Genomic DNA, 19,465 nt, shown 5'->3' with positions numbered 1-19,465 from the left:
ATTATATAACGAGATCAGAGTAAAATTTCTGATGTGCATGACTGGTTGCTGTCGGTCAACTAATTATTGGGGCTGGTTTCGTGAGCGGCGGCGTTGGGTTGAATCCACAGCGCAAAGCAGAATAAACCCCACGTCCATCAGATCAGCCTCCCCCCACAAAAATCTGATCCCTATGCTGCTGCATCAATCCGGGATCAGGACTAAACCGCTCAGGCATCACAATCTTTTGCCCTTCGACCGCCTGGAAAAAGCGCTGCATGGCAGGCTCTGGCTGTTTGAGTTGTGCGGACAGCACAACCCGCCAATCCTCATCAAACGTCATCAATCCCTGATCAAAGGCCCGATCATATAGCGCAGATAGGCAAAGCCCATTGCTGGGGTTGAGTCGGTTGGTTTTGTCTTGACTCCAAGGGACGATATGGCTAGCGATCAGTAGGCGTGGTTCCGAGAGGCCGGTGACGCAGCAGCGGTGGTGATAACTCGACAGCACAGCGCGGCGGAAAAACGACTGCTTGATGCGTTGCTGCGCGATTTGACTGCGGGTTTCGCCTGTAAAGTCGTCTATCAGTTCCTCACTGGCGGATTCAGTTTCCGTTGTATCGCCTGAGGTCTGTTCCAGTTCGGCTTTTATTCGGCTGCTTTCCACTACCAGTCCCTCCCAATCGGCATGAAATTCGTCCCAGATGGCTCGGTCCAGTTTTGAGGCACCTGTCAGACCTTTGCGGCCTGATGCGGTGATCGCCGGATCAAGACTGGCCAGGTTGCACAGTTTCATGGCGACCGAGTTCGCCGAGCGGCCCATCAGGTTGGCCAGAGCGATGATCTCCGGGTTGCTGCGGTGCAGACGTCCGTAAGGAAGTTGGCAGTAAAGATGAAAAGCCAGTTTTACCTGTTCTGGTGTCCAGTCTTTCCTTGGCATAGCAGGGCTCCATCCGAGTCTCAGAAAATCATGTTACCAGTATGTATCGTCGCTACGCACTAGGGCTTCCTAAAGCACCAGTTATGCACACCCACCAAACCATCCATTGCTGTGTATATCTTTTCAGTTTTCCCCACCGCCTCAGTCGAAGAAAAATTAATTCTGTGAAAACCATCCCCAGAACCCCTGAACAGTTCTGTGGAAAACCTCGGCACAACGGGTCCAAACATCGCTCTTAAGCCCTTGCAGTACGGGATCTGTAAAACTGATCAGGGGGTGATCGTTTTGATGCACAATATGGATGTCAACCCTGACGGAGTTTCTGACCGGAGGTTCGGAATGCTGTGGACAGTGATGTGTGTGCCTGTGGAGTATCCTGTTATCTGTTTTATCCACTGTGTGAATTTCGATCAGACGGTGTGGCGGGACAGGATTTACTTATATAGCTTTTGGCAATTGATATCCTAAAAACAATAAATTTCAACAAACAATCGTCAGCGGGTAATCTGGTTGCAACTGACACCCAAGGAGCCCTCGACATGACTGACGTTGCCCGCTACATCGTTTCATCCTTTGAACATTCATCACGCCCGGCTGCGGTTGCCGCCGTACCCGTGACCGAACAGGCATGCCCTGACTGCAATTACAGCAATAACTATTATGGTGATCAGGTGTGTCGGCCTAAATAACGTTAAGCGATTGAAAAGGCTGCAGTTAAATATAAGGCTGCAGTTTTTAATTGAAATAAGTTAAATAAAACTGTCACTGGCTCAATAATAGGCGTACTCTGAACTGGCTTGAGAGTAACACCTGCATTTATGCACCATTTCGACGTCCTGCCTAATCGTATGTACCTCGTTCTGTTTTCATAAGTCCTTGTATTATTAAAAGCATTACCCGAACCAGATCAGTATTTTGCTGGCTGTGTTCACACATTATATTTCGAACGAGAATACTATTATGTCTACTACTACTGGCACCGTTAAATGGTTCAACGAAACTAAAGGCTTTGGCTTCATCGAGCAGAAGAGCGGTGGACCGGACGTTTTCGCCCATTTCAGCGCCATTGCCGGTTCAGGCTTCAAAACCCTGACCGAAGGCCAGCAGGTACAGTTCAATGTTACTCAGGGCCAGAAAGGTCCTCAGGCAGAGAACATCGCTGCGATCTGAACCTTGAGTTCAGTCAGCGCAAAAAACGGGCCCTTGTGGCCCGTTTTTTGTTCACTTCTTTTGGCAATGCCTGAAAATAGTTGAAATAATGCTTTGACTCCCTACCGAATCAGCGTAGACTGCAATGGCTTGAGAGTAACACCTGCATTTATGCACCATTTCGAAGTCCTGCCTAATCGTATGTACCTCGTTCTGTTTTCATAAGTACCAGCATTACCTAAAGCATTATCGGAGCATGACCAGCATTTGGTTACGCCCAAAAATTATATTTCGAACGAGAATACTATTATGTCTACTACTACTGGCACCGTTAAATGGTTCAACGAAACTAAAGGCTTCGGCTTCATCGAACAGCAGAATGGCCCGGACGTTTTCGCCCATTTCAGCGCCATCTCCGGTTCAGGCTTCAAAACTCTGACCGAAGGCCAGCAGGTTCAGTTCACAGTTACTCAGGGCCAGAAAGGTCCTCAGGCTGAGAACATCGTCGCGATCTGAACCTCGAGTTCGATACGCGTAAAAAACGGGCCCTTGTGGCCCGTTTTTGGTTTTGGGGGCTGAAGTTCAGGCTCTCACCCGTTAACATCCTGTACCATGCCTTATTCCTCCCCTCTCTTTACCATCCCCTGCGAATTGCGTGACTATCCCGAGTGGCATTATGGCCGCCAGATGTATTGTGTCTGGACGCTGCCGGTGCGTGACAGGCTTGTGCTTGAGCGTCTGCAGGCCGCGCAGCAGCACCTTTCGCCCTGGTTGCATCAAGACTACCGTCGGCAGGCCCATATCACTTTGTTTGTCTGTGGGTTTGATGCGCTGGTGCAGTACAGGGATGATGATTTCACGCGGCAGGCACAACAGTTGCAATGTGAGGCGCTGGAAATGCTGGCACAGGCATCCTTTTCATTACAGATCGGGGGGCTGGACAGTTTTGCCAGCGCACCCTATTTGCAGGTAAGTGATCCCGAGGGTGTGTTGGCAGTGCTGCGTGAGCGGCTTGAAACAATCAGCTCCGAAGTGCGGCAAGCCGAATATGTGCCGCACCTGACGGTTGGGCTGTTCCAACAGGCGTTGTCTTGGTCGCAGCTGCAGGCCAGGATCAGTTCATTCAACCGAGCCGAGTCATTGACGCTGCGGGTGAGTGAGCTGGAGCTGAGTTGTTACCGTGCCAGTGAGCTGTTCGGGCCGCTGGCACGGATAGCATCCGTGCCACTGCTTTAGGCGTTTGGGTCAACAGGTTATGGCTGAAGCTCGGTATTAGCGCTGATGACACGGTTTCGTCCGCCAGCCTTGGCCTGATACAGCGCATTATCGGCCCGACGCAACAGGTCATCAGCGGTATCACTTTCGGGGTTCAGAGCGCTGATTCCGGCTGAGAGGGTCACGGGGCCGATTATTTCGGTACCATATGTGAATGTCTGGCTGGCCATGCTGGCGCGTAGCTGTTCAGCGCGATCCTGGCAGTCCTGCAGCGTTGCCGCAGGCATGACCACAACAAACTCCTCGCCACCAAAGCGACAGATAATGTCGGTTTCGCGGAAGGTTGTCCGCAACAATCGGGCAACGCTTTTCAGCACCTCATCACCGGCAGCATGCCCGTAGGTATCGTTGAGTCGCTTGAAATGGTCAATATCACAGATCATGACGGTCAACGGACTATGATTGCGATGTGCCAGGGCGACCTCGCGGGACAACATTTCATCAAGGAAGCGCCGGTTATTGAGGCCGGTCAGCGCATCCTCGTAGGAGAAGCGACTCAACGCCTGTTGCAGTACCACTTTGGACAGGGTCAGGTTGATCCGATCGACAGCCCGCAGGAACAGGTTTTGCAGTGTTAACGGGTTCAGCTGCTCAAAATTGATATTGCGACTGTCGAGGTTGACCACCAGCATGCCGATCAGCTGGTTGCCGTTGCGGGGGTCTTCATATTCGATGCGGAAGCTGTGCCACTCATCCCCTTCAGGCCGGGGCGTGTCAGTTAACGCATAGCGCGAGGGCAGGGTCTCCTGGCACCAGTGTAACTCCAGCTCCCAGTGATGCTGAGTCTTGCGATAAAGTCCGCCGGGCAGCGGTTCACACAAATCGGGAAGGTGCGCCGCCATCCGTTTGATGGCGTGCTCAGCAGTCTCGCTTTGCTCCATAGCGCTTATCATTTTATCCAGCAGTGCGCGTTTGCGATTGCCGAACTCCAGAGCACGCGCACGATCGGCTTCGCGCCGGGCCAGTATTTTCAACTCTGAGGTGCGCTCGACCACGCGGTTTTCAAGTGTGGCATTCAGATGTGCCAGTGCGTTCTGGGTGTGAATGAAGTGCCGTAACGATAGTGCCACAATGGCCAGTGAAAACATCAGTGAGCCCCAACCGACCGGAATCCGGCTCCAGGAGATCCAGCCATGGGCAACCGCCATATCCACCAGGAGCAGCAGCGTCAGGGTGGTGGTGGCCAGCAGCATGATACGCTGGTCGCTGTTGGCTTGCGGCAATTGATACACAGTGCAAAGCAGCATGACCGGTACCAGCACCGCGAACAGCAAGTCGAACAGAGGGTAGGTATTGGCGAGGCTTACCACACCCATGAGCGAGAGCCCCAGAGCGCCGATCAGGTAGACCAGAAACAGCCCCACCAGTGAGCGGTAAAGCCATCGCAGTCGCCCAAACCATGCCTGTAGCATCAGCGCCAGTGCGATGGGCAGCAGATAGTAGCTGCCGGCTCCAATGTATTCCCATATAAGAGCATGATTGAACAGCAACTGTTTAGCCTGGCTTGTACTCAGGGCAAGACCTGCGCTGGCCAACGAGAACAACCCCAGAGCAAGCAGGGTCAGACGGCCGGATTTGAAAAGTGCAAACAGCAGTGCCAGAGCGGCAATTAACAGGTTGAACAGGGTGATGATCAGGCTATCGATCGATTCCTTCAGAATTTGCTGATAAAGCTCAAGCCGGTCCATGATCTTGACCTCACCCCAAAGACCGATGTCCATGTAATTGGAGTAGACACGAAAATGGATCGGCTTGCCTGCGGCATCTTCGGGCAGCGGGATCATGTGCCAGGGCCAACCCTCGAAACGGCCCTTGCCCTGGGCATCAAATTCGCCGTAGTGGTAGATGCGCTCACCCTCAAGGTACACCTCGAAAATCAGATCAACACTGAAGATGTACAGTACCGGGTCGCGCCAGTCATCTTCAGGGATTTGGGTGCGATACCAGATGTTTTCGCGCCCATCCCGCCCTGGTGGGTTGGATGGAAAGCTGATGGGGTGCCATTGGGCCTCATCGGCCTCAATGGTCCAAACGGGTGTGTCATCCTTGAACGGTGAGTCGCCCCAGCGGTATTCCCAGTGCTGGTTCAGTGGCACAGTTTCTGCCTGTGCTCGCGTCAGGCCAAGCGCCAACAGGCAAAGCAGACACAGCCACAGGTATCGCATGAGGGCTGCTGATTGATCAGATCTGGCCGAACAAATAGCTGAATTCATCAGCTGCGGCTCCGTCAACAGTGTTAATAGGGCCGATTATATAGGGAGAGTGGCTACTATATCACCTGTTGTGTATGTCATTTGATACTCAGTTGTTCCAATGCAGCACTCAGAACCGGCCTGATGGGCTGGTTGATTTTCAGACTGAGCAGCTCATCCGCGCGGGTTTTGCCCAGGGTCAGTGCCGCAATCGGCTTGTCCCACTCATGGGCACGGCGGCAAAAGCGAAAGCCGGAATAGACCATCAGCGACGAGCCGATCACCAGCAGACCGTCGGCTTGCTGCAAGGCGTCCAGTGCATCCACTACCCGCTGTTTGGGTACATTATCGCCGAAGAACACCACATCCGGCTTCAAAATTCCGCCACAGTGAGGGCAGTCGGGAATGCGGAAGTCACTGAAATCCACCTCCAGGTCCGCATCGCCGTCTGGGGCGGTCTCGGCGCTGAAGTGGGTGAAGGCTGGGTTCAGGTCGGAGCTTTGAAGGTGCACCTCGTCACGGCTGCAGCTGAAGTCACAGCTCATGCAGATCACCCGATCGGAACGGCCGTGCAGGTCGATAACCCTCTCGCTGCCGGCCCGCTGATGCAGGCCGTCCACGTTCTGCGTTACCAGCAGGTTGATATGGCCCAGCCGTTCCAGTTGTGCCAAGGCATCATGTGCCGCGTTGGGCCGGGCATCACGCATCACCGGCCAGCCTACCAGGCTGCGACCCCAGTAACGCTTACGGGTGTGCTCGCAGCGCATGAACTCCGGGTGCTGTACCGGCTGCTTGCGCTTCCAGTCACCGTTGCTATCGCGGTAGTCGGGGATGCCAGAGTCGGTGCTGATACCGGCACCGGTCAACACCAGCAGGCGGGGGTGGCTGTGGATAAAATCACTCAATGCCTGGTAAGACATGATTGGATCTCAAGCGGAAAAGAATCTTTCTAGGATACGTCATTGTGTGGGAAATGAATCGCCGGGGCTAGGCTGGGCGTTAGTACAGAGTATTCGGCGCTGGGCAGCGCGCATCCAATACAATCTATTGATTACCTAAATGATAACAATTAGCATTAAGCTTAAGTGTTTGGTGCTCTGAGCCCTTCCAGGGCGCCACACGCTCTCACTGTACTCAAGAAGCCCTCCGCCGCATGGCCAACAAGGGGCTCACACACATTCTTACAGGTATAAGACAAAATGTATCCTTCAAAGCCGCTTCGGGCGTTTGCCCTTTCTACGCTTTCAGCCGGGTTGATGCTAGCGCACCAATCTGCATTTGCTGCCACTCAGGAAATGGACACGGTCGTCATCAGTGCCTCGGGTACCGAACATACTCAGATGACCGCGCCGGCCTTTACCACCGTGATCAATGCCGATGCGCTGCGCGACAATCCGACCGAAAGCGTGGCTGATCTGGTCAGCCGTAGCGCCGGTGTGATCAACACCACCGATAGTGCGGGCCGTGATGAAGTGCGCATGCGTGGCCTGGATGCCGGCTATACCCTGATTCTGGTGGATGGCCGCCGCATTTCCTCCGGCAATGCCCTCTGGCGTGGCGGTGATTTCGACTTCAGCGCGGTTCCACGTGCCAGTATTGAGCGGATCGAAATTGTGCGTGGTCCCATGTCGTCGCTTTATGGTGCCGACGCCATGGGTGGTGTCATCAATATCATCACCAAGAAGGGTGCGCAGGACTGGGCCACCAATGTGGACGTGGTCTACGAACACATCACCGAGGGTGAAGAGGGTGACCAGTTCCGTACCAACCTGTCCACCGCCGGCTCCCTGACAGACAATCTTTACCTGCGTCTCAGTGGTGAGTTCTACAACCGTGACGCCTGGTATATTAACGATGTTGATACGGTGCCGGAGCGTGAAGAGAAGGAAGCGCGTAACCTGTCCGGCTCGCTGAGCTGGGATCTGGATGAACGTCAGACGGTGAATGCGGATCTGATGATCAACCATGATGAGCGCCCTTATAACAATTACGCCAGTGGCTCATACCGCGAGCAGGAAATCGAGCGCACTACCTACGCTCTGAGCCACGAGGGTAACTGGGACTGGGGCCGTACCCTGCTCAGCGTCAACTATGAAGATGGCGAAATCGACGATTACAACAGCCGCTATCCGGACCCCAAGCAGCGCAACCTGGAAGAGACCAACCTGACGCTGTCCGGTAGTGCCAGTATGAACTTGGGTATTCACGGCCTGAGCATGGGCTACGAATACCGCAATCAGGAAGTCAGCGACAAGGTCGCCTTTACCCAATCCGGCAGCAGCGACGCCAGCCAGCAGGCCCTGTTTATGCAGGATGAAATGCAGCTGACCGACAAGTTGCGCCTGACCCTGGGTGGCCGCTATGAGGACCATGATGACTTCGACGGTGAGTTCACCCCGCGTGGTTACCTGGTGTATGAGTTGAACAACGCCGTCTCCATCAAGGGTGGTGTCAGCAAGGCGTACAAGGCACCGCGGCCACACCAGATTATCGAGGAATACCAGATCGTCAGCTGTGGCGGTTCCTGCTTTATCCCGGGTAACCCGGACCTGACGCCGGAAACCAGCGTCAACTATGAGCTGGGTATTGAAACCCGTGCCACCAACTGGCGCATGAGTGCAGTGGTGTTCCGCAATGATGTGGAAGACATGATCACCGCCACCTACGATGCCGCGACCCAATCCCGTGCCTGGGTCAACCTGAATGAGGTTCAGGTCACCGGCCTGGAAGTGGAGGGTCAGGTTGATCTGAACCGTGTTCTGAGCCTGGATGCGGCCTACACCTACATGGATACCGAAGAGAACGGCGATGCCGAGCTGGCCTTCCGCCCGCGCCACAAATTGAACGCCGGCTTGAACTGGCAGGCCACCGCCGATACCGGCTTGCGTCTGGGTGTGGATTACTTTGGTGAGCAGAAAAACTGGGATAACGAGGCCCAGTCGGCCTACACCCTAGTGAGCCTGGCGGCCAACTCCCGTGTCACACCGGATCTGACCCTGCGTGGCGGTATCAACAACCTCACCGACGTGGACCTGAATGACGACGATGATGACTACTACAGTAATGTGGTGGGTCGCAGCGTCTACGTGGGTCTGAGCTACGACTTCTGATTACTTGTCTCTCCCCGGGGCGGTGTTCCTGTTACCTGAGCACCGCCCTTTTTTATGAGTGAACCTATGTTGAAAAGGATGAATACGCTGGCACTGGCCGTGGCAAGCGCCGCGCTGGTGACAACGGCTGCATGGGCGCTGCCGCTGCAGCAAACGCTGTCCCTGCCGGCCGGCGAAACGCGGGTGGTGGACCTGGAGTTGGCACAGGGGGACTACCTGCGTGGGCAACTCAGTGGCAACGGCCCGGTCAACGCACTGCTGGTCGATTCCGAAGGCGCGCCGGTGCGCCATCTGACCCGAGCGGGTGATGTGGATGCACGGGTGGCCTTTCGTGCTCCTCAGGGGCAAGCCTATCAGCTGGTATTGAGTGCCGGTGATACACCCGTGCAACTGTCGCTGGCGTTGGAAAAGGCACCCTTGTTGGCACCGGGGGAGGTGAATGCTCCCGAGATGGACAGCCCTCAGGTGCGCCGGGCATTGGCTGCATTGCAAGCAGGGCAGAGTGTCGATGAGGTCTGGTCTGGATTGACGGCGTCAGGCACTCCCCTGATTGAATGGCCGCAGGATGTGCCAGAGGCAGAATTGGCTGCGGATGAACGTCTGGTCACCTTCATTTGGCGCGGTGCCCGTGAGCGGGTGTTGATGCTGGGTGCGCCGGGTTATGAGCATGATCCGCTGTTTCGCCTGGGGAATTCGGATATCTGGTTTCGCAGCTATCGTTTGCCCAGCGATACGCGCATGAGCTACAAGCTGGCGCCGGATGTGCCGCAGGTCGCAGGAACGGAACGCGAGCAGCGGGTCGCCATTATGGCGACGGCACAAAGAGATCCGCTGAATCCGAACCAGTGGTCGCCGGATGGTCTGAATGATCGCTATAACCTTAACTCCATTCTGGAGCTGGATCAGGCACCTTCCGACCTGCTGCTCAAGGGGGATCGATCGCTGCCAAATGCCCGGCACTACCGTTTGAGCAGTGAGCGTTTGGGCAATACCCGTGATGTGGATATCTGGCTGCCCGAAGGCATTGAAGCGGGGTCGGGTGAGCAGGTACCGCTGGCCATTTTCTTTGATGGTGCTGAGTACCAATCACGAGTACCCACGCCCCGTATTTTGTCGAATCTGATCGAATCGGGTCAGATACCGCCCACGGCAGCGGTTTTTGTCAGCAACCCCAGTCGTGCAGCACGGCGTACGGAGCTGCCCTGCAACGCAGACTTTGCTGACTTCATGGCAGAAGAGCTGCTGCCCTTTGTTGTGGATAAAACCGGTTTGCGTTTCTCTGGGGATAAAACCCTCTTGGCCGGTGCCAGTTTCGGTGGCTTGGCATCTGCCTGCACGGCCTATCGTTATCCACAACACTTTGGTCTGGTGCTGAGCCAGTCAGGGTCGTTCTGGTGGAGCCCGGCGGATGCGGAACGTCCTGAATGGCTCAATGCGCAGCTGGCCAAGTCTGAATGCTTGCCCATCCGCTTCTACCTCAGTGCCGGCCGTTTCGAGACCGACTTTGGCGAAAGCGGTATTCTCAATGCCAACCGCCAGCTGGAGCAGATCCTGCAGATAAAAGGCTATCCGGTGAAACTGGAAGAGTTCAGCGCTGGCCATGACTACTTCCACTGGCGCGCTACTCTGGGGTGGGGGCTGATACACCTGTTGGGTGACTAATCAGAGTTTGTTGTTTGAGGTTTTACGTTGGTGGCTGATTATACTGGCGTGCCAGTTCGACAAAGGCGTTCAGGTAGTCAGTCTCCACATCCTCTTTACGTAGACCAAGGAAAATCTGTTTGGCGACGCCTGATTTTCCCAATTGTAGCGGGTGCAGCGGCAGCCTTTGTTGGTACTCACTGACCAGCCAGCGCGGCAGTGCTGCGACACCACGCCCGGCAGCTACCATCTGCAGCATGATGTCGGTGGTCTCGATCTGCTTGTGGCGGCGCGGTGCACAACCTGCCGGGGTCAGAAAGCTGTTGAAAATATCCAGCCGTTCCGGCTCAACCGGGTAGGTGATCAGAGTGTCGTTGAGCAGCTGTTTCGGTTCAACCTGAGGTTGCCCGTACAGTGGGTGCTCAGGACCCACCACCAGCACCTGTTCGTAATCGAAAACCGGCTCGAAGACGAGGCCACTACGGTGCAGCGGGTCAGGCGTGACCAGCAGGTCGATCTCGTGGCCATACAGGGCGCCCATGCCGCCAAACTGAAATTTCTGCCGCACATCTACATCGACACCGGGCCACTGCTGCAAGTAAGGGTTCACTATCTTCAACAGCCACTGGTAGCAGGGATGGCACTCCATGCCGATGCGCAGAGTGCCGCGCTCGCCACTGGCAAACTGCTGCATCACCGCTTCGGCGTGCTCGAACTGAGGCAGCAGCCGCTCCGCCAGTCGCAGCAGATAGCGGCCGGCCTGAGTCAGGCGCAGGCGACGACCTTCCTTCTGCCACACGGGGGTACCCAGCTGCTGCTCCAGTTTGCGTACTGAATGACTCAGGGCGGATTGGGTGAGGCACAGGGTATCGGCGGCGGCAGTCAGCGAACCTTGTTGGTCCACGGCACGCAGTATCATCAGGTGGTGGCGGTCAAGCATGTTAATCCATGATCATAATTAATGTGTTGATGAGATAATGCCATTATTTTTCATCATTCATAAGGGCTAGCATCGACTCCGAATTGAATTTTGGAGAGTGTTATGAGCCTTCAGCGACAAAACAAAAGCCTTCAGCCACAGACAAAAAGCCGTTTACACAACTTGGGTTTTCCGCGCATCGGCGCACGGCGCGAACTCAAATTTGCCCAGGAAGCCTTTTGGAAAGGCGAGAAAAGCGAATCCGAGCTGCTGCAAACCGCCTCAGAGCTGCGGGCGCAGAACTGGAAGCGTCAGGCGGGACTCGATTTGATCCCGGTGGGGGATTTTTCCCTCTACGATCAGGTACTGGATCTGAGCTTTACCCTCGGCAACCTGCCGGCCCGAGTGCAGGGGCTGCAAGGCTCGGAACTGGATCAGTATTTTCGTGTCGCCCGCGGGCGCTCCGCCAACGACAGCGGCTGCAACTGTGTCCACGCTGGCGAGATGACCAAGTGGTTCGATACCAACTACCACTACATCGTGCCGGAGTTCAGCGCCGAGACCCGCTTCAGCCTGAACCCGAGTCGCCTGCTGGCGCAGATTGAAGAAGCTCAGGCACTGGGTCACAACGCCAAGCCGGTGCTAATCGGTCCGGTGACCTATCTGTTGCTGGGCAAGAGCAAGGACGCAACCGATCCGCTGAGCCTGCTGGCGCAGCTGTTGCCGGTTTATGCCGAACTGCTTGGACTGCTGGCCGAGAAGGGCATCGAGTGGGTGCAGATCGATGAGCCGACACTGGTCACTGAGCTGGCACCGCAATGGCAGGAGGCGTTCCGCACCGCTTATGGGGCGCTGACCAACACGGGCGTGAAGCTGCTGCTGACCACCTATTTCGGTCAATTGAAAGAAAATCTGGCGCTGGCCTGCAGCCTGCCGGTTGATGGACTGCACCTGGATGCGGTCAATGCCCGCGATGAAGTCGAGCCGGTGATCGAGCAGCTGAGCACGGATAAGGTGCTGTCATTGGGTGTGGTCAATGGTCGTAATATCTGGAAAACCGATCTGAGTGCATTGTTGGACTGGCTGGAACCCGTGGCGGCAAGGCTGGGGAGTCGCCTCTGGATCGCACCGTCCTGCTCGCTGTTGCATGTGCCGGTGGATCTTGCGAGCGAACAAAAGCTGGATGCCGAGATTCGTTCCTGGCTGGCCTTTGCGCAACAGAAGCTGGATGAAATTTGGGTTATCCACAGCGCATTGAACAATGGTCGGGCATCTGTTGCCGCTGAGCTGGCCGAGAATCTCGCAGCGCTGAACAGCCGCCGTACCTCACCGCGGGTGCACAACCCCAAGGTACAGAACGCCGTTGCCGCCATCGATCCGGGCCTGGGCAAGCGCAAGAGTGCCTATCCGCAGCGGGCAGCACTGCAGCGCCAGACGCTGAACCTGCCGCTGTACCCGACCACTACCATCGGTTCCTTCCCGCAAACGCAGGAGATCCGCCAGGCGCGGTTGGCGTTCAGGAAGGGTGAGCTGGATGCTGGAGACTATACAGTCCGCATGCAGCAGGAGATCAAATTTGCCGTCAAACAGCAGGAGGCTCTGGGGCTGGACGTGCTGGTACACGGTGAAGCTGAGCGCAACGACATGGTGGAGTACTTCGGTGAGCAGCTCGACGGCTATGCCTTCAGCCAGTTCGGCTGGGTGCAGTCCTACGGCTCCCGCTGCGTCAAGCCGCCGATCCTGTTCGGTGATATCAGCCGCCCGAAGGCGATGACCGTGGAGTGGATCAAATATGCCCAGTCACTGACGGATAAAAAGATGAAGGGCATGCTGACCGGCCCGGTGACCATTCTCAACTGGTCCTTCGTGCGTGATGATCAGCCGCGCTCACTCAGCTGTTACCAGCTGGCGCTGGCGATCCGTGAGGAAGTGCAGGACCTGGAGCGTGCCGGTATCGATATCATTCAGATCGATGAAGCTGCGCTGCGTGAAGGCTTGCCACTGCGCCGCAGCCAATGGGCCGAGTATCTGAACTGGGCGGTGGAGTCGTTCCGCATCAGTGCCAACGGTGTGTCGGACAGCACTCAAATTCATACCCACATGTGCTATTCGGAGTTCAACGACATCATCGAGGCGATCGCGCACATGGATGCGGACGTGATCACCATCGAGACCTCCCGTTCCGACATGGAGCTGCTGGATGTGTTCGACGAATTCCACTACCCCAACGAGATCGGCCCGGGCGTATATGATATCCACAGCCCCAACATCCCGTCGGTGGAGCAGATGGTGAAACTGATGCGTCTCGCGGCGCAGCGCATCCCGGCAGAACGCCTCTGGGTGAACCCGGACTGTGGCCTGAAAACCCGCCAGTGGAGTGAGGTAATCCCGGCACTGCAGAACATGGTGGATGCCGCCAGAGTGCTGCGTGAGAACCGAGCGGCTGCGGCCTGAAAATCAAGGTACCCGCTGTCAGGGCGGGCACCTTTGTATCCGCTCAAAACTGATCAATGGTTCACATAAATCAGCTCATCCACCTGATAACCTGCCTTGCAGGCGATGGCAACCAGCCGCTCCAGCGTATCGGCATCCATCTTCGGCGTGCGCGACAATATCCACAGGTAATCTCGATCCGGGCCGCTGACCAGTGAGTACTGATAGCCCTTGTGGTCCAGTTCCATGATCACATAGGCACCATAGAAAGGACCGAAGAACGACACTTTCAGGTAGCCGGTGTTGCTGTCCTCAACGAAATACGCCTTGCCCTCGGCCTCGCGCCACTCACCTCGGGCGGCGTCGAAACCCCGGTTGATCACTTTCACCCCGCCATCGTCTCTCAGACTGTACTCGGCCTGCACCTGGCTCAGGTCGCGCTCGAACGAATGATCCAGCCGTGCGATCTCATACCAGGTGCCCAGATAACGGTTCAACTCGAAGTTGCTCACCGGCTCGACTCGATCGGGCAGGCTGGTGCAGGCGGTCAGCGTCAGCAGTATCAGACCGAGAAAAAACGTGCGCATGGGATCTCCTTGCTCAATGGCCTTAAGGTATTTAAGAATAGCTGACCCGTTCATACGCAGAGGATTGGCAATGGAGCAGATTCGGGTCGCCGTATATGGCACTCTCAAACAGGGGCAAGGCAACCACCACTTTCTCAGCGGTGCCGAGTATCTTGGTTCAACACGGCTGGATGGCTTCGCGCTCTATGACCTGGGGCCTTGGCCGGCGGTTAAGCGGGAACCGGGCCAGACGCAGGTCGAGGTGTACCGTGTGAATGCGGCGACTTTTGCCGCTCTGGACGAACTGGAGGAATACTGTGCCCATGCACCGCACACCGGACTGTATGACCGAATTCAGGTGGACACCCCCCATGGCCGTGCTTGGCTCTATCTCTACAACCCGACGGTTGAGCCGGGACAACGGCTGACATCAGGTAACTGGGTCAGCCGCTGATCTCTCGGACCTTGCCGTTTGCCGCTTTTTCGGCGGTATCCAGATAGATCAGGGTCCAGTCCGCCCCCGGACCGACCTCATCGGAATCGGACAACAGCCGCAGATGCCGGTCCGGGCTGATCAGCGCGACGGGCATGCGTACGCCCGACGCATCCTGCTGCTGCCACTGTTTGAAGTCATAGCTCTCGCTGAAACGTGTAGCCCTGAAGTGTGCCCCGCGACTGATCAGGCCGGCGAGCTGGCCGAAGTTCAGTGGCTCGGGCCCCAGTGGCTGACCCTGATGCTCTTCTGCCAGCTTGAGTCTCGCCTGTTGGTGTTTTTCCGTGCGGATCGTGAAGATCTGCCGAGCCGGAAAGTCGCGTCGGAAATGCTGGCACAGCAGGGCGTTCCATTCCCGCTGTGGTGTCAGCGTCAACAGATGCCCCAGTCCGGCCAGGTCCAGCCGATCATCGACCACCGCGGCCAACGGGTTGCCGCACAAGGTTCTGAGTCCGCGCATGCGGGCATCCCGAATCGCATCCCAGAGGGTGTCCACCACCAATAGAGGCACCTCCTCTTTCTGCAGGCACTCGGCCAGTGCTAGCAGTCTGTCGGGTTTTCGATAGCCCTGTGAGATAATCCACCTGTTATCGAGCCATGACCGGAGCGTCATCATGAGTCGCTTTATTCCAGTAGACCGCCAGACCGACTACCTGCTGCCACCTTCGGTTGATGAGTGGTTGCCTGATGAGCACCTGGCGCGCTTTGTCGTCGATGTGGTCGAACAGCTGGACTTGTCTGCGTTGACACAGCAGTACGCTGGCCGAGGCCACAAGGCGCATCATCCTGCGGTATTGCTGAGCCTGCTGATCTACGGCTACGCCACTGGCGTGATCTCCAGCCGCAAGATCGAACGCGCCACCTACGACTCGATTGCCTTCCGCTACCTGGCCGCGAACACCCACCCCGACCACGATACGCTGGCCACTTTCCGCCGTCGCTTTTTACCTGAGCTGGAACAACTGTTTGTTCAGGTACTGTTGCTGGCACGTGAGATGAAACTGCTCAAGTTCGGCACCATCGCCCTCGATGGCACCAAGGTTAAAGCCAATGCCAGCAAGCACAAGGCGCTGTCCTATGGACATGCCAAGAAGCTGGAGGCTCAGCTCAAGACCGAGGTAAACGCCTTGATTCAACGGGCCGAGGCGGCCGACAACGATGTCGCGACCGATGGTATGGACATTCCGGCCGAAATCGCGCGGCGTGAAGCCCGTTTGGCGGCCATTGCAGAGGCAAAGCTCAAAATCGAAGCCCGTGCGCAAGAACGGGATGCCGCAGAACAAACCGCTTACCAGGATAAAACAGCCAATCGCGATGCGCAGCGAAAGGCAGGCAAAAAGCCGCGTGGGCGTGACCCCAAGCCCCCGATGGGTGGTCCACGCGATAAGGATCAGGCGAACCTCACGGATCCGCAGTCACGCATCATGCCGATCACGGGTAAGGGCTTTGATCAGTGCTATAACGCCCAGGCAGCGGTGGATACTGAGAGCATGTTGGTCACCTCTGTCCACGTCACGCAGGCGACGAATGACAAGCAACAAGTCATGCCGCTACTGAACGCATTGACCGCCTTGCCAGCCTCATTAGGCAAGGTGACCCATCTGCTGGCGGATACCGGTTACTTCAGTGCGGAGAATGTTAAGGTGTGCGCTCAGCAAGGTATTGAGCCTCTTATTGCCATGAAACGAGACGTTCACCACCTGCCGCTCCTTGAGCGCTTTGCAGCCGAGCCGGTGGCACCGGACAGTGATGACCCCGTTGAGCAGATGGCCTATCGTCTGAAAACACAGGCGGGACGGGCCCGTTATGCCCTGCGCAAACATACTGTGGAACCCGTGTTCGGCATCCTCAAACACGTTATGGGGTTCAGGCAGTTCTCACTCAGAGGGCTGGACAACGTCAGTGGTGAGTGGCGTTTGGCGACCTTGGCATGGAATATCAAGCGTATGCATCGCTTAGTAGTGAGCTGACAGACACTGCTGGAAATGAGCGCCTGTGACAGCCGCATAGGGGGTCGAACAGCGGTAAAGCGAATGCACAGGTCATGATGGCTGTTTGGCGATCATTGAAAGCGATAAAGGGCTCTGTCACTCCGACGAGCCACGTTAATCCGACAGACTGCTAGAGCGGCCGGGTTGGCACCTATAAGCAACAGGCCGCGCGGCTCCGGTTCAGTCACGCTCAGCGCCTTGGCAACCGGGCGAGCCGTGGCGCTCTGAAACACTACAGTGCCGATGATGACGGCAAAGGTCAGTGCACTGATCAGTCCGGCGTCTTCATATCCGGCCTGCTCAAGCTTGAGAGCAAAGAGGGCCGAGACCGCCGCTGCGACAATGCCGCGTGGGCCGATCCAGGCGATCAATCCTCGCTCCGGCCAGCTCAGATTACTGCCGAGCGTGCTGGCCCAAACCGATAATGGGCGTGCGATGAATTGAATGACGGCCAACAGCACCAATGCCGGCCAGCCCAGTGCCAGCAATGCCTGCAGATCCAGCCGGGCAGCCAGTAGAATGAAAAGCCCAGAAATCAGCAGGGTGGCAAGGTGTTCCTTGAAGGCCAGAATTTCGTCGATATCGATCCCCTTGGCATTGGCCAGCCAGATCCCCATCAGCGTCACGGCCAGCAGACCGGACTCATGAGCGAGATGGTTGGACAGTGAGAAGGTCACCAGCACAGCGGCAATGGCGGCCAGCACTTCCAGATACTCCGGAATCCAGTAACGCCGCAATGCCAGAGCCAGCAGCCAGCCCGCCAACAGGCCAATGATGGTGCCGGCCAGCGTGACTTTGAAAAAGATCATCAGGCTGGCGAGAAAACCGTTTTCGCCACTGCCGGTGGCAATCAGCCACTGGAATACTAACACCGCCAGCAGAGCACCCAGAGGGTCAATCAATATACCTTCCCAGCGCAGCACTTCGGCAATGCGGGGTTTGGCGTGCAGGGTGCGCAGCATGGGCACAACAACGGTCGGGCCGGTAACGACCACCAGTGCACCGAACAGGGCGGACAGCGCGGGCGACAGCCCGATCAGCCAGTGGGTTGCGAAACTGATCACGGCCCAGGTCACCAGTGCACCCAGTGTCACCAGTCGGCGGACGACGGTGCCGGTCTCGCGCAGTTCACTGAACTTCAGTGTCAGGCTGCCCTCGAACAGGATCAGGGCGACGCTGAGTGACACCAGTGGGAACAGCAACTCATCCAGAAAAAGATCCGGTGACAGCCACCCGCCGATGGGGCCCACCAGAATGCCGGTCAACAACAGAAACAGAATCGCCGGCAGGCGCAGTCGCCAGGCCAGCCACTGGCAGGCCAGACTTGCCAGTGCCAGAGTGGCGAAACCCAATGCAGGGGTGAAAAGATCGTTCAGGGTCACGGGCTATCCTTGTTGGCAGGTTGGGTGTCTTCGGGGCGGTTCCCCGTCGTTACTGTATAGTGTTTCCAGCACGCGGTTTCCAGCCGCGGGCAGAGAGGCTGTTGAATATGCGCCACTGCAGTCCAATATACTGAGTGGTCACAGGTATGAGGAGAGTGGCAGGTGTTTCGATTTCCCTCCGAACCGTTGAGTGAACACAACCTGGTGGAGCAGCTTGAAATGCTGGGCGGCCTGCTGGTTCAGCAAGGCGACGTGCTGCAGTTCTCACTGCTGGATCATCACTTTGCGCTCACGCGTATCGAGCAGCCGGGAGCGCTGGTCCGCTGGCTGGAAAAGGCCGCCGACACCGCGCCCGATCTGCGAACCCTGTACATCGAGCTGCCGGCCGGCGAGCGTGCAAGCACAGCGCCGCCCACCCGCTTTGAGCACTGCCGAGTATCCGGCGTTGAGGCCGCCTTTGACCGCCACCGCATGGCGGCCGGAGCACTTGAATGTGACCGTGTTCTGATCAGTCTGGCGTTGCAGGACAGCTCTGCCACCCTGGTCTGTGAATATATCGTTTAAATCCGCAACAGGAGTGATCCCCATGTCATCCACTCAGCCCACCTTTTTTGTGCCGCACGGGGCAGGCCCCTGTTTTTTCATGGACTGGAATCCGCCCGATGCCTGGGATCGGATGGAAGCGTTTCTGCGTGGCATTCGCGAGACCCTGCCGGAACAGCCCAAGGCGATCCTGCTGGTATCGGCCCACTGGCTTGAGCCCGTGTTCAGCACTACCTCGGGTGAACAGCCGGATCTTATCTATGACTACTACAATTTTCCACCACACACCTACGAGCTGACCTACCCGGCTCCCGGCCAGCCGGCATTGGCACAGCGTGTGGTTGAGCTGCTGCAGCAGGCCGAGCTGCCGGCTGCAACCGATGCCGGCCGGGGCTTCGACCATGGCATGTTCATTCCGCTCAAGCTGATGTTCCCGGAGGCGGAGATCCCGGTGGTACAGCTGTCACTGCGTCGGGATCTGGATGCTGAGGCGCATTTGCAGGCGGGCCGAGCACTGCAATCGCTGCGGAATGAGGGCGTATTGATCGTGGGCAGTGGCATGAGTTTCCACAACATGCGTGGCTATCGCGACCCGCGTTTTGGCCCGATCTCGGATGAGTTTGATGTCTGGCTGGCGCAGACGGTCGAGGCCGACCCTGCTGTGCGCTGGCAGGCGCTGGCGCGCTGGGATCAGGCTCCGAGGGCGCGTGAATGCCATCCGGAGCGGCAAGAGGAGCACTTGCTGCCACTGATGCTGGCGGCGGGTGCTGCCGGTGATGATCAGGGGCGGCACGTGTTTGTAGATCGGGTACTGGAGACAAGCCTGTCCGGGTACCGTTTCGGCTAATATTA

18 protein-coding genes are annotated in these 19,465 nt (G+C 57.0%); 11 read left to right on the top strand and 7 right to left on the bottom strand.

Annotation, left to right across the window (positions count from 1 at the left end; all coding sequences use genetic code 11):
* Positions 1–142: 142 nt before the first annotated feature.
* Positions 143–919 carry an HNH endonuclease gene (locus CFI10_RS17815; RefSeq protein WP_206837201.1) on the bottom strand — a complete coding sequence of 259 codons (777 nt, stop codon included), beginning with the start codon at positions 917–919 and terminating at the stop codon, positions 143–145.
* A 539-nt stretch (positions 920–1,458) separates the two neighbouring features.
* Here CFI10_RS17815 and CFI10_RS17810 point away from each other — a divergent pair.
* The 4 genes from CFI10_RS17810 to CFI10_RS17795 all read left to right on the top strand — a co-directional run bounded on the left by CFI10_RS17810 (position 1,459) and on the right by CFI10_RS17795 (position 3,304).
* Complete coding sequence (locus CFI10_RS17810; protein ID WP_175527703.1) at positions 1,459–1,608, top strand: hypothetical protein; 150 nt, start codon at positions 1,459–1,461, stop codon at positions 1,606–1,608.
* 271 nt (positions 1,609–1,879) lie between these two features.
* Entirely contained in the window at positions 1,880–2,089 is a 210-nt protein-coding gene (gene cspE, locus CFI10_RS17805) for a transcription antiterminator/RNA stability regulator CspE (RefSeq protein ID WP_091827726.1), read from the top strand.
* A 288-nt stretch (positions 2,090–2,377) separates the two neighbouring features.
* The gene (locus CFI10_RS17800) at positions 2,378–2,584 is read left to right on the top strand and encodes a cold-shock protein (RefSeq protein WP_091827725.1); all 207 of its coding nucleotides are present in this window, start codon (positions 2,378–2,380) and stop codon (positions 2,582–2,584) included.
* Positions 2,585–2,680: 96 nt separating this feature from the next.
* Positions 2,681–3,304, top strand: coding sequence for a 2'-5' RNA ligase family protein (locus tag CFI10_RS17795; RefSeq protein WP_206837198.1), 624 nt, complete (start codon positions 2,681–2,683; stop codon positions 3,302–3,304).
* 17 nt (positions 3,305–3,321) lie between these two features.
* On the opposite strand, the gene CFI10_RS17790 is transcribed toward CFI10_RS17795, so the two are convergent.
* Both CFI10_RS17790 and CFI10_RS17785 read right to left on the bottom strand, forming a co-directional pair.
* Positions 3,322–5,508 carry a diguanylate cyclase gene (locus tag CFI10_RS17790; protein ID WP_206837194.1) on the bottom strand — a complete coding sequence of 729 codons (2,187 nt, stop codon included), beginning with the start codon at positions 5,506–5,508 and terminating at the stop codon, positions 3,322–3,324.
* A gap of 125 nt (positions 5,509–5,633) precedes the next feature.
* Positions 5,634–6,455, bottom strand: coding sequence for an NAD-dependent protein deacetylase (locus tag CFI10_RS17785; protein ID WP_206837190.1), 822 nt, complete (start codon positions 6,453–6,455; stop codon positions 5,634–5,636).
* Between the two features lie 375 nt (positions 6,456–6,830).
* Between CFI10_RS17785 and CFI10_RS17780 the strand changes: the two genes are divergently transcribed.
* Together CFI10_RS17780 and CFI10_RS17775 are read left to right on the top strand one after the other, a co-directional pair.
* A complete protein-coding gene (locus CFI10_RS17780; RefSeq protein WP_206837184.1) occupies positions 6,831–8,645 on the top strand; it encodes a TonB-dependent receptor plug domain-containing protein in 1,815 nt (604 codons plus the stop codon).
* A gap of 66 nt (positions 8,646–8,711) precedes the next feature.
* Positions 8,712–10,307 carry an alpha/beta hydrolase-fold protein gene (locus tag CFI10_RS17775; protein ID WP_206837181.1) on the top strand — a complete coding sequence of 532 codons (1,596 nt, stop codon included), beginning with the start codon at positions 8,712–8,714 and terminating at the stop codon, positions 10,305–10,307.
* Positions 10,308–10,329: 22 nt separating this feature from the next.
* On the opposite strand, the gene CFI10_RS17770 is transcribed toward CFI10_RS17775, so the two are convergent.
* Positions 10,330–11,226, bottom strand: a complete 897-nt coding sequence (locus tag CFI10_RS17770; protein ID WP_206837178.1) for a LysR family transcriptional regulator — start codon at positions 11,224–11,226, stop codon at positions 10,330–10,332.
* 102 nt (positions 11,227–11,328) lie between these two features.
* On the opposite strand from CFI10_RS17770, the gene metE reads away from it, so the two are divergent.
* Positions 11,329–13,659: a 5-methyltetrahydropteroyltriglutamate--homocysteine S-methyltransferase gene (gene metE, locus CFI10_RS17765; protein WP_206837175.1), complete on the top strand. Its 2,331-nt coding sequence runs from the start codon at positions 11,329–11,331 to the stop codon at positions 13,657–13,659.
* A 53-nt stretch (positions 13,660–13,712) separates the two neighbouring features.
* Here metE and CFI10_RS17760 read toward each other — a convergent pair whose 3' ends face one another.
* A complete protein-coding gene (locus CFI10_RS17760) occupies positions 13,713–14,225 on the bottom strand; it encodes a lipocalin family protein (protein WP_206837172.1) in 513 nt (170 codons plus the stop codon).
* Positions 14,226–14,295: 70 nt separating this feature from the next.
* Here CFI10_RS17760 and CFI10_RS17755 point away from each other — a divergent pair, with 70 nt between their 5' ends.
* The gene (locus CFI10_RS17755) at positions 14,296–14,658 is read left to right on the top strand and encodes a gamma-glutamylcyclotransferase family protein (protein WP_242530049.1); all 363 of its coding nucleotides are present in this window, start codon (positions 14,296–14,298) and stop codon (positions 14,656–14,658) included.
* Here CFI10_RS17755 and CFI10_RS17750 read toward each other — a convergent pair.
* On the bottom strand, positions 14,648–15,313 hold the full coding sequence (locus tag CFI10_RS17750) for a hypothetical protein (protein WP_206837167.1): 666 nt from the start codon (positions 15,311–15,313) through the stop codon (positions 14,648–14,650). The two genes, CFI10_RS17755 and CFI10_RS17750, sit on opposite strands and share 11 nt — an antisense overlap.
* Between CFI10_RS17750 and CFI10_RS17745 the strand changes: the two genes are divergently transcribed.
* On the top strand, positions 15,312–16,667 hold the full coding sequence (locus CFI10_RS17745; protein WP_206834794.1) for an IS1182 family transposase: 1,356 nt from the start codon (positions 15,312–15,314) through the stop codon (positions 16,665–16,667). The two genes, CFI10_RS17750 and CFI10_RS17745, sit on opposite strands and share 2 nt — an antisense overlap.
* A gap of 92 nt (positions 16,668–16,759) precedes the next feature.
* On the opposite strand, the gene CFI10_RS17740 is transcribed toward CFI10_RS17745, so the two are convergent.
* Positions 16,760–18,070: a cation:proton antiporter gene (locus CFI10_RS17740; protein ID WP_206837164.1), complete on the bottom strand. Its 1,311-nt coding sequence runs from the start codon at positions 18,068–18,070 to the stop codon at positions 16,760–16,762.
* Positions 18,071–18,232: 162 nt separating this feature from the next.
* Between CFI10_RS17740 and CFI10_RS17735 the strand changes: the two genes are divergently transcribed.
* Positions 18,233–18,634, top strand: a complete 402-nt coding sequence (locus CFI10_RS17735) for a hypothetical protein (protein WP_206837161.1) — start codon at positions 18,233–18,235, stop codon at positions 18,632–18,634.
* Between the two features lie 22 nt (positions 18,635–18,656).
* Entirely contained in the window at positions 18,657–19,460 is an 804-nt protein-coding gene (locus tag CFI10_RS17730) for a DODA-type extradiol aromatic ring-opening family dioxygenase (RefSeq protein WP_206837158.1), read from the top strand.
* Positions 19,461–19,465: the final 5 nt, after the last annotated feature.

The organism is Marinobacterium iners, from assembly GCF_017310015.1.
Lineage (GTDB): Bacteria > Pseudomonadota > Gammaproteobacteria > Pseudomonadales > Balneatricaceae > Marinobacterium > Marinobacterium iners.
Note: the sequence above shows the minus strand (reverse complement) of the source record. Positions and strands in the feature narration are given on the sequence as shown.

Bases quoted from the DNA above. Each gene is read 5' to 3' on its own strand.
- CFI10_RS17810 (WP_175527703.1), top strand. From the start codon at position 1,459: ATGACTGACGTTGCCCGCTACATCGTTTCATCCTTTGAACATTCATCA.
- CFI10_RS17815 (WP_206837201.1), bottom strand. From the start codon at position 919: ATGCCAAGGAAAGACTGGACACCAGAACAGGTAAAACTGGCTTTTCAT.
- metE (WP_206837175.1), top strand. From the start codon at position 11,329: ATGAGCCTTCAGCGACAAAACAAAAGCCTTCAGCCACAGACAAAAAGC.
- CFI10_RS17785 (WP_206837190.1), bottom strand. From the start codon at position 6,455: ATGTCTTACCAGGCATTGAGTGATTTTATCCACAGCCACCCCCGCCTG.
- CFI10_RS17795 (WP_206837198.1), top strand. From the start codon at position 2,681: ATGCCTTATTCCTCCCCTCTCTTTACCATCCCCTGCGAATTGCGTGAC.
- CFI10_RS17730 (WP_206837158.1), top strand. From the start codon at position 18,657: ATGTCATCCACTCAGCCCACCTTTTTTGTGCCGCACGGGGCAGGCCCC.
- CFI10_RS17745 (WP_206834794.1), top strand. From the start codon at position 15,312: ATGAGTCGCTTTATTCCAGTAGACCGCCAGACCGACTACCTGCTGCCA.
- cspE (WP_091827726.1), top strand. From the start codon at position 1,880: ATGTCTACTACTACTGGCACCGTTAAATGGTTCAACGAAACTAAAGGC.
- CFI10_RS17750 (WP_206837167.1), bottom strand. From the start codon at position 15,313: ATGATGACGCTCCGGTCATGGCTCGATAACAGGTGGATTATCTCACAG.
- CFI10_RS17755 (WP_242530049.1), top strand. From the start codon at position 14,296: ATGGAGCAGATTCGGGTCGCCGTATATGGCACTCTCAAACAGGGGCAA.
- CFI10_RS17800 (WP_091827725.1), top strand. From the start codon at position 2,378: ATGTCTACTACTACTGGCACCGTTAAATGGTTCAACGAAACTAAAGGC.
- CFI10_RS17780 (WP_206837184.1), top strand. From the start codon at position 6,831: ATGGACACGGTCGTCATCAGTGCCTCGGGTACCGAACATACTCAGATG.
- CFI10_RS17770 (WP_206837178.1), bottom strand. From the start codon at position 11,226: ATGCTTGACCGCCACCACCTGATGATACTGCGTGCCGTGGACCAACAA.
- CFI10_RS17775 (WP_206837181.1), top strand. From the start codon at position 8,712: ATGTTGAAAAGGATGAATACGCTGGCACTGGCCGTGGCAAGCGCCGCG.
- CFI10_RS17790 (WP_206837194.1), bottom strand. From the start codon at position 5,508: ATGCGATACCTGTGGCTGTGTCTGCTTTGCCTGTTGGCGCTTGGCCTG.
- CFI10_RS17760 (WP_206837172.1), bottom strand. From the start codon at position 14,225: ATGCGCACGTTTTTTCTCGGTCTGATACTGCTGACGCTGACCGCCTGC.